13 protein-coding genes and 1 pseudogene are annotated in these 14,045 nt (G+C 72.5%); 4 read left to right on the top strand and 10 right to left on the bottom strand.

Annotation, left to right across the window (positions count from 1 at the left end; genetic code table 11):
* The first annotated feature begins 52 nt into the window (after positions 1-52).
* A complete protein-coding gene (locus tag FNH08_RS27560) occupies positions 53-1,210 on the top strand; it encodes a substrate-binding domain-containing protein (RefSeq protein WP_152774234.1) in 1,158 nt (385 codons plus the stop codon).
* Between the two features lie 35 nt (positions 1,211-1,245).
* Positions 1,246-1,746 carry a phosphatase domain-containing protein gene (locus tag FNH08_RS27555; protein WP_407704465.1) on the top strand — a complete coding sequence of 167 codons (501 nt, stop codon included), beginning with the start codon at positions 1,246-1,248 and terminating at the stop codon, positions 1,744-1,746.
* Positions 1,747-1,779: 33 nt separating this feature from the next.
* On the opposite strand, the gene FNH08_RS27550 is transcribed toward FNH08_RS27555, so the two are convergent.
* Positions 1,780-1,995, bottom strand: a complete 216-nt coding sequence (locus FNH08_RS27550; protein ID WP_152774233.1) for a dodecin — start codon at positions 1,993-1,995, stop codon at positions 1,780-1,782.
* Positions 1,996-2,218: 223 nt separating this feature from the next.
* Between FNH08_RS27550 and FNH08_RS27545 the strand changes: the two genes are divergently transcribed.
* Positions 2,219-3,481 (top strand): extracellular solute-binding protein, encoded by a 1,263-nt coding sequence (locus FNH08_RS27545; RefSeq protein ID WP_322725523.1) that lies wholly within the window; start codon positions 2,219-2,221, stop codon positions 3,479-3,481.
* A gap of 13 nt (positions 3,482-3,494) precedes the next feature.
* Here FNH08_RS27545 and egtD read toward each other — a convergent pair whose 3' ends face one another.
* Genes egtD through egtA form a run of 4 tightly spaced genes read right to left on the bottom strand, consistent with a single transcriptional unit; the run spans position 3,495 to position 7,901 of the window.
* Complete coding sequence (egtD, locus tag FNH08_RS27540; RefSeq protein ID WP_322725521.1) at positions 3,495-4,457, bottom strand: L-histidine N(alpha)-methyltransferase; 963 nt, start codon at positions 4,455-4,457, stop codon at positions 3,495-3,497.
* Positions 4,454-5,296 (bottom strand): ergothioneine biosynthesis protein EgtC, encoded by an 843-nt coding sequence (gene egtC / locus FNH08_RS27535; protein WP_152774231.1) that lies wholly within the window; start codon positions 5,294-5,296, stop codon positions 4,454-4,456. Before egtC ends, egtD begins: the two co-directional genes overlap by 4 nt.
* The gene (gene egtB / locus FNH08_RS27530; protein ID WP_152774230.1) at positions 5,296-6,630 is read right to left on the bottom strand and encodes an ergothioneine biosynthesis protein EgtB; all 1,335 of its coding nucleotides are present in this window, start codon (positions 6,628-6,630) and stop codon (positions 5,296-5,298) included. Before egtB ends, egtC begins: the two co-directional genes overlap by 1 nt.
* Positions 6,627-7,901, bottom strand: coding sequence for an ergothioneine biosynthesis glutamate--cysteine ligase EgtA (egtA, locus tag FNH08_RS27525; RefSeq protein ID WP_152774229.1), 1,275 nt, complete (start codon positions 7,899-7,901; stop codon positions 6,627-6,629). The genes egtB and egtA overlap by 4 nt, the downstream gene beginning before the upstream one ends.
* Positions 7,902-8,202: 301 nt before the next feature.
* Between egtA and FNH08_RS27520 the strand changes: the two are divergent.
* Positions 8,203-8,856, top strand: a pseudogene (locus FNH08_RS27520) (TIGR02452 family protein); the annotation flags it as partial.
* A 67-nt stretch (positions 8,857-8,923) separates the two neighbouring features.
* Here FNH08_RS27520 and FNH08_RS27515 read toward each other — a convergent pair.
* The 5 genes from FNH08_RS27515 to FNH08_RS27495 form a co-directional block, all read right to left on the bottom strand.
* Complete coding sequence (locus FNH08_RS27515) at positions 8,924-9,370, bottom strand: type II toxin-antitoxin system PemK/MazF family toxin (protein ID WP_322725519.1); 447 nt, start codon at positions 9,368-9,370, stop codon at positions 8,924-8,926.
* A gap of 75 nt (positions 9,371-9,445) precedes the next feature.
* On the bottom strand, positions 9,446-10,942 hold the full coding sequence (locus FNH08_RS27510; protein WP_152774228.1) for an SPFH domain-containing protein: 1,497 nt from the start codon (positions 10,940-10,942) through the stop codon (positions 9,446-9,448).
* 140 nt (positions 10,943-11,082) lie between these two features.
* Complete coding sequence (locus FNH08_RS27505; protein WP_194238632.1) at positions 11,083-11,301, bottom strand: hypothetical protein; 219 nt, start codon at positions 11,299-11,301, stop codon at positions 11,083-11,085.
* 59 nt (positions 11,302-11,360) lie between these two features.
* On the bottom strand, positions 11,361-12,782 hold the full coding sequence (locus tag FNH08_RS27500; RefSeq protein WP_152774227.1) for an amidase: 1,422 nt from the start codon (positions 12,780-12,782) through the stop codon (positions 11,361-11,363).
* 160 nt (positions 12,783-12,942) lie between these two features.
* Positions 12,943-13,974 (bottom strand): helix-turn-helix domain-containing protein, encoded by a 1,032-nt coding sequence (locus FNH08_RS27495; RefSeq protein WP_152774226.1) that lies wholly within the window; start codon positions 13,972-13,974, stop codon positions 12,943-12,945.
* Positions 13,975-14,045 lie beyond the last annotated feature (71 nt).

Raw genomic sequence — 14,045 nt, 5'->3', positions numbered from 1 at the left:
CGCCCGCCCCGTCCTCCTCCCCGCCGGACGGAAGCACCCCAGGGACCACTCCATGAACCGTGCCACCGTCCACAGAGGCTTCCCGCCCAGGCTCGCCGCCACGACCCTGTTGGTGGCGGCGGCCGTCCTCGCAGGCTGCGAACGAGGGTCGTCGACCGGCCCGGAGAACGCCACCACCGGCCCGAACGGCTGCCCGGCCGTGCACGCCCGTGCCGAGTCCGCCGTGGAACGGGCCGAGCGGACCGACGTCCCCTGGAACGGCCCGACCAGCGGTCCCGCGGCGGTGACCGGGAGGAGCATCGTCTACGTCGCGCAGACCATGACCAACCCCGGAGTGGCGGGCGCCGCGAACGGTGTGCGGGAAGCGGCGAGGGTCGTCGGCTGGAACGTCCGGGTGATCGACGGGGGCGGCACGCCCGCAGGCATCCAGTCGGCCTTCAGCCAGGCCGTGGCCCTGAAGCCCTCGGGCATCGTCATCGGGGGCTTCGACCCCAACTCGACCTCGCAGCAGGTCCAGCAGGCAGGCGCCGCGGGCATCCCGCTGATCGGCTGGCACGCGGTAGCCGCCCCGGGGCCCAGCGAGAACCCCAGGCTCTTCACCAACGTCACCACCAGGGTCCAGGACGTGGCCCGGATCAGCGCCCAGTGGATCATCGCGACCTCCAACGGCAACGCCGGGACCGTCGTCTTCACCGACGCCTCCATCCCCTTCGCCAAGTTCAAGTCCGACCTGATCGGGAAGCAGCTCGCGACTTGTCCGGGCGTGCGGTTGCTGGCGTCCGCGAACATCCCGATCCCCGACGCGAGCAGCCGGACCCCCCGGGAGGTCTCCTCCCTCCTCTCGCGGTTCCGGAGCGAGTGGACCCACTCCGTCGCCATCAACGACCTGTACTTCGCGGACGCCGCACCCGCCTTCCGCGCGGCGGGCGAACCGGGGGAGGGCCCTCCCTTCAACATCGGCGCAGGCGACGGCGACCCCTCCGCCTTCCAGCGGATCAACAACGAGCAATACCAGTCCGCCACCGTGCCCGAACCGCTGTCCCTGCAGGGCTGGCAGATCGTCGACGAGTTCAACCGCGCCTTCTCCGGACAACCCGCCAGCGGATACGTCGCCCCCGTGCACATCAGCACGGCCGACAACAGCGAGGGCGACACCACATGGAACCCCTCGGGCTACCAGGAGGCGTACCGGCAGATCTGGCGCCGGTGACGGTGGCCCCGTACAGGCGCCCTAGGGTGGACGGCGTGACGGAGCAGAAGCGTGAGGACGGCCGGCCCCTCGCCGTGTTCGACCTGGACAACACCCTCGCCGACACCGCGCACCGGCAGCGGTTCCTGGAGCGCGCACCGCGCGACTGGGACGCGTTCTTCGCGGCCGCGCCGCACGATCCGCCGCTGGCGGAGGGCGTGGCGCTGGTGAAGGAGAGCGCCGAGGAGTGCGAGGTGACGTACCTGACCGGGCGGCCCGAGCGCTGCCGGCGGGACACACTGGACTGGCTCGCCGCCCAAGGATTGCCCCAGGGGCGCGTGTTCATGCGCCGCGACGGTGACCGCAGGCCCGCCCGCCGCACCAAGCTGGACATCCTGCGCCGCCTCGCCCGCACCCGCGAGATCCGCGTCCTCGTGGACGACGACGAACTGGTCTGCGAGGACGCCGAACGGGCGGGCTTCACGGTCGTACGGGCACGATGGGCGGCCACGTCGGCCGCGCTCGAGGTGGCGCAGGAGCGGGAAGGGCGGACCTGAGGGCACCGTCGCCGCAGCGTGTGCCCCAAGCGGTCAGCCCGTCTCCTCCAGCCGGAAGCCGACCTTCAGGCCCACCTGGAAGTGCTCGATCTCGCCGTTCTCGATGTGGCCCCGGATCTGCGTGACCTCGAACCAGTCCAGCTCACGCAGGGTCTGTGAGGCGCGGGAGATGGCGTTGCGGATGGCCTGGTCGACGCCCTCGGGGGAGCTGCCGACGATCTCGGTGACGCGGTAGGTGTGGTCGGACATACAAGTGATCCTCTCTGTCGTGGCCCGTGCGCCACGGGTCACTCCACGGTGCCGCAGAGTGCGGCGGTCCGCGAGACGTCGGGGGAGTGGATGCGGGAACCCTTGACGCCGACCAATGGTCTATACCAAAATCCCGCCATCCCGTACGAGCGACCAGCTCGTCCCCCACGTCGGGCGCACCCTCCCTGTCCGGACCTCCGGCAAGGCAGAACAGGACCCCCTCGTGAGACGTCGCTCCGCCGTCGTGTTCCTCGCCCTCTCCCTGCTCACCGCGTGCGGCGTCCTCCCCGGCGACGACGAACAGCGGACCGTCACCGTGTGGCTCATGAAGGACAGCGCCTCGGACGTGTTCCTGAAGCGGTTCACCAAGGACTTCGAGCGGAAGCACACCGACCTCCGGCTCGACATCCGCATCCAGGAATGGACCGGGATCGGCGACAAGGTGAGCAAGGCGCTCCAGGCGCACGACGGCACCGGGCCCGACGTCATCGAGGTCGGCAACACCCAGGTCGCCCAGTACGTCGACGAGGGCGGGCTGCTCGATCTGACCCTGGAGTCGATGCGCGACTGGGGCATGGACCACTGGCTGCCCGGTCTCGCCGAACCCGCCCGGTTCCTGGGCCACCAGTACGGCATCCCCTGGTACGCCGCCAACCGTGTCGTGATCTACCGCAAGGACCTGTTCGCCCGGGCCGGCATCAACAAGCCGCCGAAGACACGGGACCAGTGGCTCGCCGACACCGAGAAGCTCGACTCCGGGCAGCAGCAGGGCATCTACCTGCCCGGACAGGACTGGTACACGCTGGCCGGGCTCATCTGGGACGAGGGCGGCGAGCTCGCCGAGGAGTCCGCGGCCGGCTCCGGCAGGTGGACGGGCACCCTCGACACGCCCGCGGCCCTGCGCGCCATGGACTTCTACCGGCGCCTCCAGGCGCTCGGCGACGGGCCCAAGGACGCCGACGAGGACCACCCGCCCCTGGCAGGGGTGTTCGCCAAGGGGAACGTCGCGCAGGCCGTGGCCGTGCCCGGGCTCGCCCAGGCCATCGTGAGCGAGAACCCCGACCTGAAGGACGACCTCGGGTACTTCCCCGTCCCCGGCAGGACGGCCGGCAAGCCCGGTGCCGTCTTCACCGGCGGCTCCGACCTCGTCGTCCCCGAGCGCACGGACGACCGCGCGGGAGCCGTCGCCGTCATCTCCGCCCTCGTCGGCGCCAAGTGGGACACCGAACTCGCCCAGGCGATGGACTACGTGCCCAACAAGACCACCCTGGCGAGCGTGGTCGCGGACGACGCGGGTGTCGCGGCCATGGCGGCGGGCGCCGCACAGGGCCGGGCGACCCCCGCGTCACCGCAGTGGGGCGCCGTCGAGGCCAACAACCCGATCAAGGACTACATGACCGCCGTGCTCACCGGCGCCGATCCCGCCACGGAGGCCAAGCGCGCCTCCCGCCGGCTCACGGAGGCCCTGACCGACGACATCGGCTGACGAGCCGGCCCTCTCACCGTGCCACGCTCAGCGACAGTGCGAACCTCGCCTCCTGGTCCGTCCACCAGTGCGTCAGCTTCAGTGCGGCGGCGGCCAGTTCACCGCGCACACCGTTCTCGCGGAACTTCGCCGAGACCTCGGTGCGCAGTTCCTCCCCGGCGGCGAAGTCGACGGCGAGGTCGACCGCGGGGATCTTCACGGTCTGTGCCGACCGCGACCGCAGCCGCATCTCGATCCACTCGTTCTCCGTGTCCCACCGGGCGACGTGCTCGAAGGCACCGAGGTCGAAGTCCGCGCCGAGCTCGCGGTTCACCACGGCCAGCACGTTCTTGTTGAACGCGGCCGTCACCCCGGCCGCGTCGTCGTACGCGGCCACGAGCACCGACGTGTCCTTGACCAGGTCCGTGCCGAGCAGCAGCGCGTCGCCGGGCGACATCAGGGCACGTACGGAGGCCAGGAACCCGGCACGCTCGACGGGCAGCAGATTGCCGATCGTGCCGCCCAGGAACGCCACCAGCCGTGGCCCGGGCGTGTCCGGCAGGGTGAGCGCGGCGGTGAAGTCGGCGATCAGCGCGTGCACCCGCAGGCCGGGCCGCTCGGCGATCAGCGACTCGCCCGCCTGCCGCAGAGCGCTCTCGCTGACGTCGACGGGCACGTACGTGTGCAGGTCGGGCATGGCGTCGAGGAGGTGCCGGGTCTTGTCCGAGGAGCCGGAGCCCAGCTCGACGAGGGTGCGGGCGCCCGCCGCGGCGGCGATCTCCGGCGCCCGGGCCAGCAGGATCTCGCGCTCGGCACGGGTCGGGTAGTACTCGGGCAGGTCGGTGATCTGCTCGAACAGTTCGCTGCCGTGGGCGTCGTAGAACCACTTCGGTGGCAGCGTCTTGGGCGTACGGGTGAGGCCGTGCTGGACGTCGGAGCGCAGGGCGGCTTCCGTGGCGTCCTCGGGCAGGGTGCGGGTCACATGGAACTGGCTCACGCGATGGGCTCCTTGGGTGGTGCGGGTGCCTTGTCGTCGGATGCCGTGAGGCCGGGAGTGTCGGGCGCCTGGTTCTCGACGTCCTTCAGCGGGAGGTCCTTCAGCGGGGTGAGCAGCACGTCCGTACGGCTCGCCGTGAGCAGCGTGCGGTCGGGTACCTCCTGCCAGTGCGGGTCGTCGTCGTACGGCTCGGACGCGACGACCGTGCGGCGGCCGGGCTCGGCCAGGTACCAGAGCGTGTCGCCCCAGGCCGTGGCCGCGATCGTCTCGCCGTTGGTCAGCAGCAGGTTGAGCCGGGAGCCGGGCGCCGCCCGGGCGACCTCCAGGACCGTGTCGGCGAGCGCCTGCCCCTCCTCGTCACCGCCGCGCAGCCGGTTCAGGACCAGCGCCCAGACGAACGCGGAGTCGGAGCGGGCCTCCAGCGACAGCAGATCCACCGGGGGCAGGGTCGGTACCAGGGGGGCCAGGGAGCGGGGCCATCCGGCGACGGCCCCGTTGTGGCTGAACAGCCAGGTCCCCGCGGTGAACGGCGCCGCCGCGGCCTCCCCGTCCGCCCCGGCCATGGTCGCGTCCCGCACGGCGGCCAGGAGCGCGGTGGTCCGCACGACCCGGGCCAGGTCCGCGAAGCCCTGGTCGCCCCAGACCGGCCCGGACCGCCGGTAGCGCCCGGGCACCGGATCGCCCGGCGCGTACCAGCCGACGCCGAAACCATCGGCGTTGACGGTTCCGTACCGCTGCCGCCGCGGCGCCCACGACTGCCGGTACAGGCTGTGCGGCGGGTCCACGAGGACCCTGCCGAGTGGTTCCTCGGGCCCCAGGAACGCCAGGTGGCGGCACATCAGGCGAGCTCCGCGATCTCCGGCGAGGCATCCCGCGCGGTGCGGAAGCCCGAGAAGATCTGCCGCCGGATCGGGTAGTCCCAGTTGCGGAACGTCCCCCGGCACGCCACCTGGTCCACGGCGAACGAACCACCGCGCAGCACCTTGTACTCCGGGCCGAAGAACACCTCCGAGTACTCCTTGTACGGGAACGCAGTGAACCCCGGGTAGGGCAGGAAGTCGCTCGACGTCCACTCCCACACGTCACCTATCAACTGCCGCACCCCGAGCGGCGACGCCCCCGCCGGGTAGCTGCCCGCGGGCGCCGGGCGCAGATGGCGCTGGCCGAGGTTGGCGTGCTCGGGCGCCGGGTCGGCGTCGCCCCACGGATAGCGCGTCGAGCGGTCGGTGGCCGGGTCGTGGCGGGCCGCCTTCTCCCACTCGGCCTCCGTGGGCAGCCGGCGCCCCGCCCAGCGCGCGTACGCGTCGGCCTCGTACCAGGACACGTGCAGGACCGGCTCGTCCGGCGGCACGACCTCGGTGACGCCGAAGCGCCGCCGCAGCCACTGTCCGCCGTCACGACGCCAGAACAGCGGTGCCGCGATACCGTGCGCCTTGATGTGGTCCCAGCCCTCCGGGGCCCACCAGCGCTCGTCGTCGTAGCCGCCGTCCTCGATGAACGCCTGGTAGGCGCCGTTCGTCACCGGGGTGGTGTCGATGTGGAAGGGCGGGACCAGACGCCGGTGCGCGGGCCGCTCGTTGTCCAGCGACCAGGGCTCGGTCGAGGTGCCCATCATGAACGGGCCGCCGGGCACGAGCACCTCGGAGGGGCCGGTGAACAGTACCGGCTCCGGATCCGGAGCCGTCAGGGCCGCGCCGCCCTTGCGGAGCTGGTGGGTGATCAGCATCGTCTCGTCGTGCTGCTGTTCGTGCTGGGCGATCATCCCGAACGCGAAACCCGCCTCGGTGAGCCGGGTGCCGTGGAACGCGGTGCTCTCCAGCACGTCGAGCGCCCGGCCGCGCACCTCCGCCGCGTACTGGCGGGCCTCGGCGGGCGGCAGCAGCGGCAGCGAGGGCCGTGCGGCCCGCGGGTGCTCGAACGCGTCGTAGATCCCGTCGATCTCGGGCCGCATCGCCTCACGCCCCGCGACGGTCCGCAGCAGCCACAGCTCCTCCTGGTTGCCGATGTGCGCGAGATCCCACACCAGCGGGGACATCAGCGGCGAGTGCTGGGCCGTCAGCTCGGGTTCCTCGACGCAGGAGGTGAGCAGCGCGGTGCGGGCGCGGGCCGTGGTCAGCGCATCGAGCGCGCGCTCGCGGAGTATCTCCGGATCGGTCGTCCCGTCGGCGGTCATGTGCGGATGTCCTTCCCGTGGAGCCGGCTGAGCAGATCGTCGGCGGGGCAGCGGCCCTGTGCGACATAACGTTCGGTGAACCCGGCGACGGCCGCCTGTACGTCGTCGGCGGCGCCCAGCCTGGGCAGCGCCTCGGCCGCCGCGTCGAAGCAGGCGACCGCCGCCTCGTGCAACTCGGGGTCGGCGAGACCCGACCGGGCGGCCGCGATCCACAGCGGATTGAACGGAGCCGACATCGGTCCCGCCCGCTCCGCGAGGGGCTTGACGGTCCGGTAGGCGACCTCCGCCGCCTCGGGGTCCTCGAACAGGGCGACCGTCACGGCGAGCGGCACGATCCACCCGTCCTCGCCGGGCTGGGCGTCGATCATGCGCAGTTCGAGGTGACCGCGGGGCCGAACGGGTGGAAACAGGGTCGTCAGGTGGTAGTCGAGATCCGCACGACCGGGCGGAGAGGGTGCCCGGGTCCAGTCCCGGAAACTCATGCCCTCCGGGACGCCCCAGGGGCCCTCGTCGGCCCGCACGCACATCACCGGCGCGTCCAGGACGTGGCGCGCCCAGGCCGCCCGCGGATCGCCGTCGAGCGGGGGAGCGCCGGCCCGGCCGGGGTCCATCGCCGACCACAGGGACTGACGCGTGGAGCGCCAGCCGGTGGTGCGACCACAGGCGACCGGGGAATTGGCGAACGCCGCCAGCAGGACCGCGCCCAGGTGGTGCGCCAGCCACCAGCGCCGCCCGTAGCCCAGAGGGCCCGGCTCCTCGTACCCGGCGTCCAGGCACACCTGGACGGACGCGGAGGAGCACATCATGGCCCGGCCCTCGGGCCCGAAGCGGTCGAGGCACTGCTCCATCGCGTCGTAGCGGGGCTCGTGAAGGAAGCGGAGGGGAGGGTTCCAGGGATCTTGGCCGAAGCCGTTCAGGACGAGTCCCGCCTCGCGCAGTACCGCGCGGACGGCGTCCAGGTCGGCGGAGAGGGACCCGATGACTTCCGTCAGGGAGGTGGCGGGCGCGGAGCTGAGCTCCAGCTGGCCGCCGGGTTCGACGGTGAGCGCCGAGGAGAGGCGCAGGGTCCGCAGTGCGGCATAGGCCGCTTCGAGACGTTCGGGTGATGCCGGGAGCCGCGGGTCGCGCAGCTCGTGGACGAGCCATTCCAGTTCGACACCGAGGGTGCGGGGCGGGCCGGTCTTGAAGCAGATACCGCGTACCAGCGCCTCGACCTCGGCTTCGGTGACCGCGGAGCGCTGCTCCGTACAGCCACTGGGTGAATCAGACATGTCGGGATCCTCCTGAGAATTCCACCATGTCGCCGGCCCGGTGTCTGATAGGCCGGACCGGCAATGCTCGTCCTACCCAAGACGCTCACGCCGGTTCGCACAAGGGCGCACATCGTGTCTTTTCGTATGCGAGAACCTCGTTTCTCCGGGCCCTGAGGCCGTGTTTCCGCAGCTTTCACGGGCCGTTCCGGACCAGGAAATTCCGTTGCGGCGCACGACCAGCATCGCTCAGGATGCGTGCATGAGCACGACGGGGGAGGCACACCGGGTCGCGCTCATGGCGCGCACGGGGGGGAGCGCCATGAGCGCGCGCCTGCGCGCAATCGCGCGCGAGACGGAGACCATCGTCGCCTAGGGCGCGTACCGCACGGCTGACGGGCGTGAGGTGTCACACCCAAGGTCAGCGCCGTCCCCACGCTCATTGGCCATGGGGGAGCGCAGTCTGCAGGCCGCCCAGCAGCGGCTGGTTCGCGAAGACGGCCTTCCGGCCGTCCTGAACTTCGCCTCGGTCCGCAACCCGGGCGGCGGGTTCATGGGCGGCGCCGCAAGCCCAGGAGGAGGCCCTGTGCCGCGCCTCCGCGCTGTACGCGTGTGTCCTGTCGCGACCCGTTCTACACGGACCGTGTCATCCACTCACCGGCCGTGCCCGTCTTCCGCGACCAACGCCTCGGTCGTACGCCGTACGGCGCCGGAGCGCGCCCCCGAGCTGCCGCACGTCCTCGCCACCCGCGCCGGACGGGTACTGGAGACGGCCGCGGCGTGCGGGTACGGGAAGTTGGTGCTGGGGGCGTGGGGTTACGGGGTGTTCGGGAACGACCCGGGCCAGGTGGCGGAGGCGTTCCGGACGCTGCTGGTGAAGGGGCGTTTCGAGGGCTATTTCGAGCAGGTGGTGTTCGGGGTACTGGACCGCACGCGGGGCACGGCAATCCGGGGCGCCTTCGAACGGGTGTTCAGCAGGGGCTGGTCAAGGGGCGCGGGGAACTGCGCGACCAGCCACAACGAACCCGCACGTCCTAACCCGCCTAAACCCACCCGTACCGCTCCCTCAACCGCCGCACAACGGAGTTGAACCGCATACGGTCCAACGCACACGCCTCCCGCCGCATCCCCGCCTCATGCAGCCGCAGCACCCGGTCCACGTCCACCCACGACTCCCGCCCCGACCGGTCCCACGGCCCGCTCCCGATCGGCACCCACTCACGGTCACCGTCGTGCCGCTTGCTGGACAGCTGTACGGCGAGCAGGGTGCCCGCGGGTTCGCGGGCGACCACCAGCACGGGCCGGTCCTTGCCCCGCCCGTCGTTCTCCTCGAACGGCACCCACGTCCACACGATCTCGCCGGGATCGGGGTCGCCGTCGTGCGCGGGCGAGTACTCGGTGCGCACGCGGCCGACCCTGCGGGGGTCGGCCTCGGTGGTGGCAGAGGGGCCGTGGCGGCCGGGGACGTCTTCAGCGGCAAACGCAGTCACGCGGGCCACGTTAGAGCCTCCGTCCGCCCCCGGTACGCGCCAGGCCCCCCTTGGAGGGCCTGGCCCCTCGTCATCTCACCTCTCGTCGTTGTCCACCGGCACAGTCTCCGCCCGCGGCGGCACGAACCCGTTGAGCCCGGCGACCGAGCCGTTGCCGTTGCCGTTGTCCGCCACGCCGTTCTGGTTCATCGAGGCGAGGAGCTGACGGGCGAGCCCCAGTCCCGTACCGCCCATGGTGAGCGCCTTCGCGAACACGTCCGCCATGCCGTCGGCGCCGTTGAGCAGCACCATGTTGTCGACGTTGCCGAAGGCGCTCGCGCCCGCCTGGACGATCTCCGGCCACTTCTCGGCGAGTTGCTGGGCGACCACGGCCTCCTGGTTCTCCGCGAGCGCGGCGGCGCGCGCCTTGATGGCCTCGGCCTCCGCGAGACCCTTGGCCCGTGTGGCCTCGGCGGCCGCCAGGCCCTTGGCCTGCTGGGCCGCGGCCTCCGCCTCGCCGGTGGCCCGGGTCGCGGTCGCGGCGGCGGCGCCCCGCGCCTTCGTGGCCTCCGCCTCGGCACCCGCGGCCGCCTTGACCCGGGTCGCCTCGGCCACGGCCGCCAGCTCCGTCTCCTTCGCCTTGGCCTGGGCCGCGGAGATCCGCGCGTCGCGCTCGGCCTCGGCCAGCGTGCGCTTCTCGTAGGCCTTCGCGTCCGCGGGCTTGCGGATGTCCGCCTGGAGCTGCTGTTCCCTGCGGTGGGCCTCCAACTCGGCGACCCGTGTCTCCTGGACCACGACCTCCTGGCGGGACGCGGCGTCCTCCAGCGGTCCGGCCTGCCGGGACCGTGCGGCGGCCTTGTCGCGTTCGGCCTGGTAGCCGGCCTGGAGGATCTCGCTGTCCCGGGTCGCCTCGGCCATACGGGCGAACGACTGCTGCTCGGCTTCGGTGGCCAGGCGGTTCGCCTCGGCCTGCGCGATGCGCGCGTCCCGCTGGACGGCCGCCGCGTGCGGCATGGCCAGGTTCTTGATGTACCCGGTCGGGTCCTCGATCTCGTGGATCTGCAACGAGTCGACGATCAGGCCGAGCTTCTCCATCTCCGTGCCGCACGCGGCCCGCGTCTGCCCGGTCAGCTTCTCCCGGTCGCGGATCATGTCCTCGACCGTCAACCCGCCGACGATGGACCGCAGATGACCCGCGAACACGTTGTGCACCCGCTCCGACATCAGCTTCTGCTGGTCCAGGAACCGGCGGCCCGCGTTGGCGATCGACACGAAGTCGTCGCCGACCTTGAAGATGACCACGCCCCGCACCTTCAGCGGGATGCCCTGGTGGGTCACGCAGTCCACGGACAGCTCGGTCTCGTTCAGGTCGAGCGACAGCTTGCGCACCGCCTGCACACCGGGCAGCACGAGCGTGCCCCGCCCGGTCACGATACGGAAGCCCATGCCCTCCTCGAGGCCCTCGGTCCTGTGCTTGGAACCGGAGATGATCAGTGCCTCGTTGGGCTCCGCCACCCGCCACATGAGCTTGAAGACCACGACGATGAAAATGAGCGCGAGGACGGCAGCCCCCGCGACGACGCCGACGACCATCGGCACTCGCCCCCTTTGCATGGTGCCCTGACGGCACCGAACGAACGCGAGTGTCCCTCCGTGTACGCCCGGGGTACAGACGCCGACGAATCCTTGCCGCAACCTTGACGCACACCGCTCTCACCTGGAGAGCCGCATGCTCAACTGTCGTACGCCACCGTCACATAGACCGTCCGCGGCGGAAGGTACTCCACCACCATCACCACGGTCCCCGGCTCGATGCGCTCCTTGGCGGACGCCGCATACGCGAGGAAGTGCTCGGCACCGCCCCGCACCCGGACGATCACCTCTCCGACCAGCCCGGGCCCCACCGTTCCGGTGACCCGCCCCATCAGCCCGACCATCGACGCGTCGCCCATGGTCACAGCCTACGGGCGGAGGTCCGGGCCACGGTATGGGTCGGCCCCCGCCCGGTTCCTCAGGCGGCAGCCGGATCCGCGGCGGACCGCACGGGCGGCCACAGCTCGTGCCACCGCTGGTCCGCCTCCAACTGGGCGGCCAGCGACACGAGAAGGGGTTCGCTGTGCGCCGGGCCGAGCAACTGGGCACCCACGGGCAGGTCGTCGATGAACCCGGCGGGAACGTTCACCCCGGGCCAGCCCAGCACGTTCCACGGCCAGGCGTACGGGCACGCCGCGATCATCGCCCGGTCGGTGCCCAGGCCGCCGAGGTTCAGCATGGCGCCGATCCGCGGTGGGGGAGCGGCGGTCGTCGGGGCCAGCATCACGTCGTACGACGTGAAGAGCGTCCCGATCCGCCGGTGCAGCGACGCCTCCGCGCGGCGGGCCACCCGCAGGGGCGCCCCGGCCAGCAGCCGGCCCAGGCGGGCGGAGTCGAGGGTGCGCCGGTCGAGGAGGTGCGGATGGGGGATCTCGCGGACCCACTCGGCGATCCCGGCGGTGGCGCGCGGCACGAACGTCAGGCCGATCCGCCCGTAGCTGGGCTCCGCCTCCTCGACCATGTGCCCGAGCGCGGCCAGCCGCTCCGCCACGGCCAGGACACGCTCCCGGACGCTGGGGTCGAGCCGCGCGGGCAGCGCCGTGAACGGTGGCTTCAGGGACACGGCGATCCTGAGCCGCCCGGGGTCGCGGTCCACTGCCTCCGACACGCTCAGCTTGGGCGGCCGGTGCAGGTCGCCCTCGTGGTTGCCGCTCGCCGCGTCCAGGAGGAGGGCGGCGTCGGCGACCGTGCGGGCGAGGGTGCCGTTGACCGTGATGCCCTGGAAGGACTCCGGGCGTGGCCAGGTCGAGATGCGTCCACGCTGCGGCTTGATGCCGACGAGGTGGGTCCAGGACGCGGGGATGCGCACCGAGCCGGCGCCGTCCGAGCCCAGCGCGGCCGGGACCAGGCCCGCCGCGACCGCGGCCGCCGAACCTCCGGACGAGCCGCCCGGCGTGTGGTCGTGGTGCCAGGGGTTGCGGGTGGCTCCGAAGGCGGGCCCTTCGGTGAACGGCCACTGGCCCAGCTCGCAGGTGTTGGTCTTGCCGACGACGATCGCTCCGGCCGCCCGCAGCCGCCGTACCGCCTCGCCGTCCTCGGTACGCGGGGGGAACTCACCGCGGCAGCCGAACGCGGTGGGCTCGCCGGCGACGTCCATGTCGTCCTTCACGGCCACCGGCACCCCGAGCAGCGGTCGCCGCACGCCCGCCGCGAGGTCCGTGTCCGCCGCGTCGGCCTCGGCGAGGGCCGCCTCCGCCCGTACCCGGCGGAAGGCGTTGAGCGTCGGCTGGGTCGCCTCGATCCGGGCCAGCGCCCGCTCGACGAGCGTCCGCGACGTCACCTCCCCGGCGGCCAGCGCGCGAACGCACTCCGCCAGACCCGCGGAACGGTCGGGAGCCATACGGGACACCTCCGGTGGGACGTCGTCTACCGAACGGTAACGTCCCGGTGGGCGTGGTGGCACGGGATGCGGGACTTCGCAGGCAGGGACGGCGGTTCGCGGCGTGCCGTGACGCTTCGGGCACGAGGGCACCGACCGCCGCCGTATCCCTGACCTCTCCCTAGCCTCGCACCAACTTCCGCATGACCAGGGACAGCTGCAGTCGCAGGCGTCCCTGAGGCGTGCGGACCGGCCAGCCGAGGAGCGACTCGGCGTGGGTCAACCGGTCCTGGAGCGTCGAATGGTGGACGTTGACCTCGGCGGCGGCCGCGCGCAGGCTCGCCGTGGAGACGACGGCGTACAGGGTGCCCAGCATCCAGGGAGCGTCCGTCGCGGCGCTCTCCAGAGCCTGCACGTCGGGCGGCGGTTCCGCGCCCGGGACGACGAGATCGGCGAGGAGGGCGATACCGCCCAGCTCGTCGGCGTGCACGACTCCGGGGCCCGGATCGCGCGCCGTGCCCTCGGCGGTGAACCGCAGGGCGACACGGGCGGCGGCCCAGGAACGGGGCAGGTCGAGCACGGGAACGGCGGGGCCGACCCCGAGGCGGCCGGCGGGCAACTCGGTGTCGGCCGGGCTCTCTGCCCTGTGGTGCGCGGGCAGGATCCGTGGCGGGCCGTCGAGGGGCGCGAGGGCGCGCGCCCGTGTGGCGGGGTCACCGGTGTCGAGGCCCAGGTGCCGGGCGGCGTGCGACCGGGCCTGTTCGGGGGCGGTGGGGTCGAGGACGGTCTCGACGAGCGCGGGGTCCGTGGCGGGGGAGACGGGTGCCCGGCCGCGGGTACGGTCCAGGACCAGCCGGATCGCGCCTGCCGCCCGTTCCAGGATCACCGCGTCGACCACGCTGGGGCCCGCGCCGGCCCGCTCCAGCCACAGGGTCGCTGTGCCGTCCGGAGTCAGCGCCTGCGACGGCCAGCCCGGGTCCGGTGGCAGGTCCGTGGCTCCGTCCCGGCGGCGGCCGTCGGGTTCCACCCTCACGCGCACCCGCCGTCCGGTGTCGACGAGCCGTGCCGGGCAGCCGGCCAGCACGGCCGCACCACGAACCAGCGCCTCCAGGCCGGCCCGGGACTCGGCCAGTCGGTCGAAGTAGGCGATGACCCGTACGGCGGCGCCGGCGTCCGGGTCGAGCGCGGTGAGGCGCCCGGCCAGCTCTTTCATACGCCCATGGTGCGGTAAGCCTGCGGCATGTCCTACACCTACGACGTTTTCCGCCCCCGCCGCCCCTACCC

Origin of the sequence: Streptomyces spongiae (assembly GCF_009377185.1) — a bacterium.
In the GTDB taxonomy this organism is placed as follows: domain Bacteria; phylum Actinomycetota; class Actinomycetes; order Streptomycetales; family Streptomycetaceae; genus Streptomyces; species Streptomyces spongiae.
Note: the sequence above shows the minus strand (reverse complement) of the source record. Positions and strands in the feature narration are given on the sequence as shown.

Coding starts and splice junctions, on each gene's coding strand:
- FNH08_RS27560 (WP_152774234.1), top strand. CDS start 53: ATGAACCGTGCCACCGTCCACAGAGGCTTCCCGCCCAGGCTCGCCGCC.
- FNH08_RS27550 (WP_152774233.1), bottom strand. CDS start 1,995: ATGTCCGACCACACCTACCGCGTCACCGAGATCGTCGGCAGCTCCCCC.
- egtC (WP_152774231.1), bottom strand. CDS start 5,296: ATGTGCCGCCACCTGGCGTTCCTGGGGCCCGAGGAACCACTCGGCAGG.
- egtB (WP_152774230.1), bottom strand. CDS start 6,630: ATGACCGCCGACGGGACGACCGATCCGGAGATACTCCGCGAGCGCGCG.
- egtA (WP_152774229.1), bottom strand. CDS start 7,901: ATGTCTGATTCACCCAGTGGCTGTACGGAGCAGCGCTCCGCGGTCACC.
- FNH08_RS27510 (WP_152774228.1), bottom strand. CDS start 10,942: ATGGTCGTCGGCGTCGTCGCGGGGGCTGCCGTCCTCGCGCTCATTTTC.
- FNH08_RS27505 (WP_194238632.1), bottom strand. CDS start 11,301: ATGGGCGACGCGTCGATGGTCGGGCTGATGGGGCGGGTCACCGGAACG.
- FNH08_RS27500 (WP_152774227.1), bottom strand. CDS start 12,782: ATGGCTCCCGACCGTTCCGCGGGTCTGGCGGAGTGCGTTCGCGCGCTG.
- FNH08_RS27495 (WP_152774226.1), bottom strand. CDS start 13,974: ATGAAAGAGCTGGCCGGGCGCCTCACCGCGCTCGACCCGGACGCCGGC.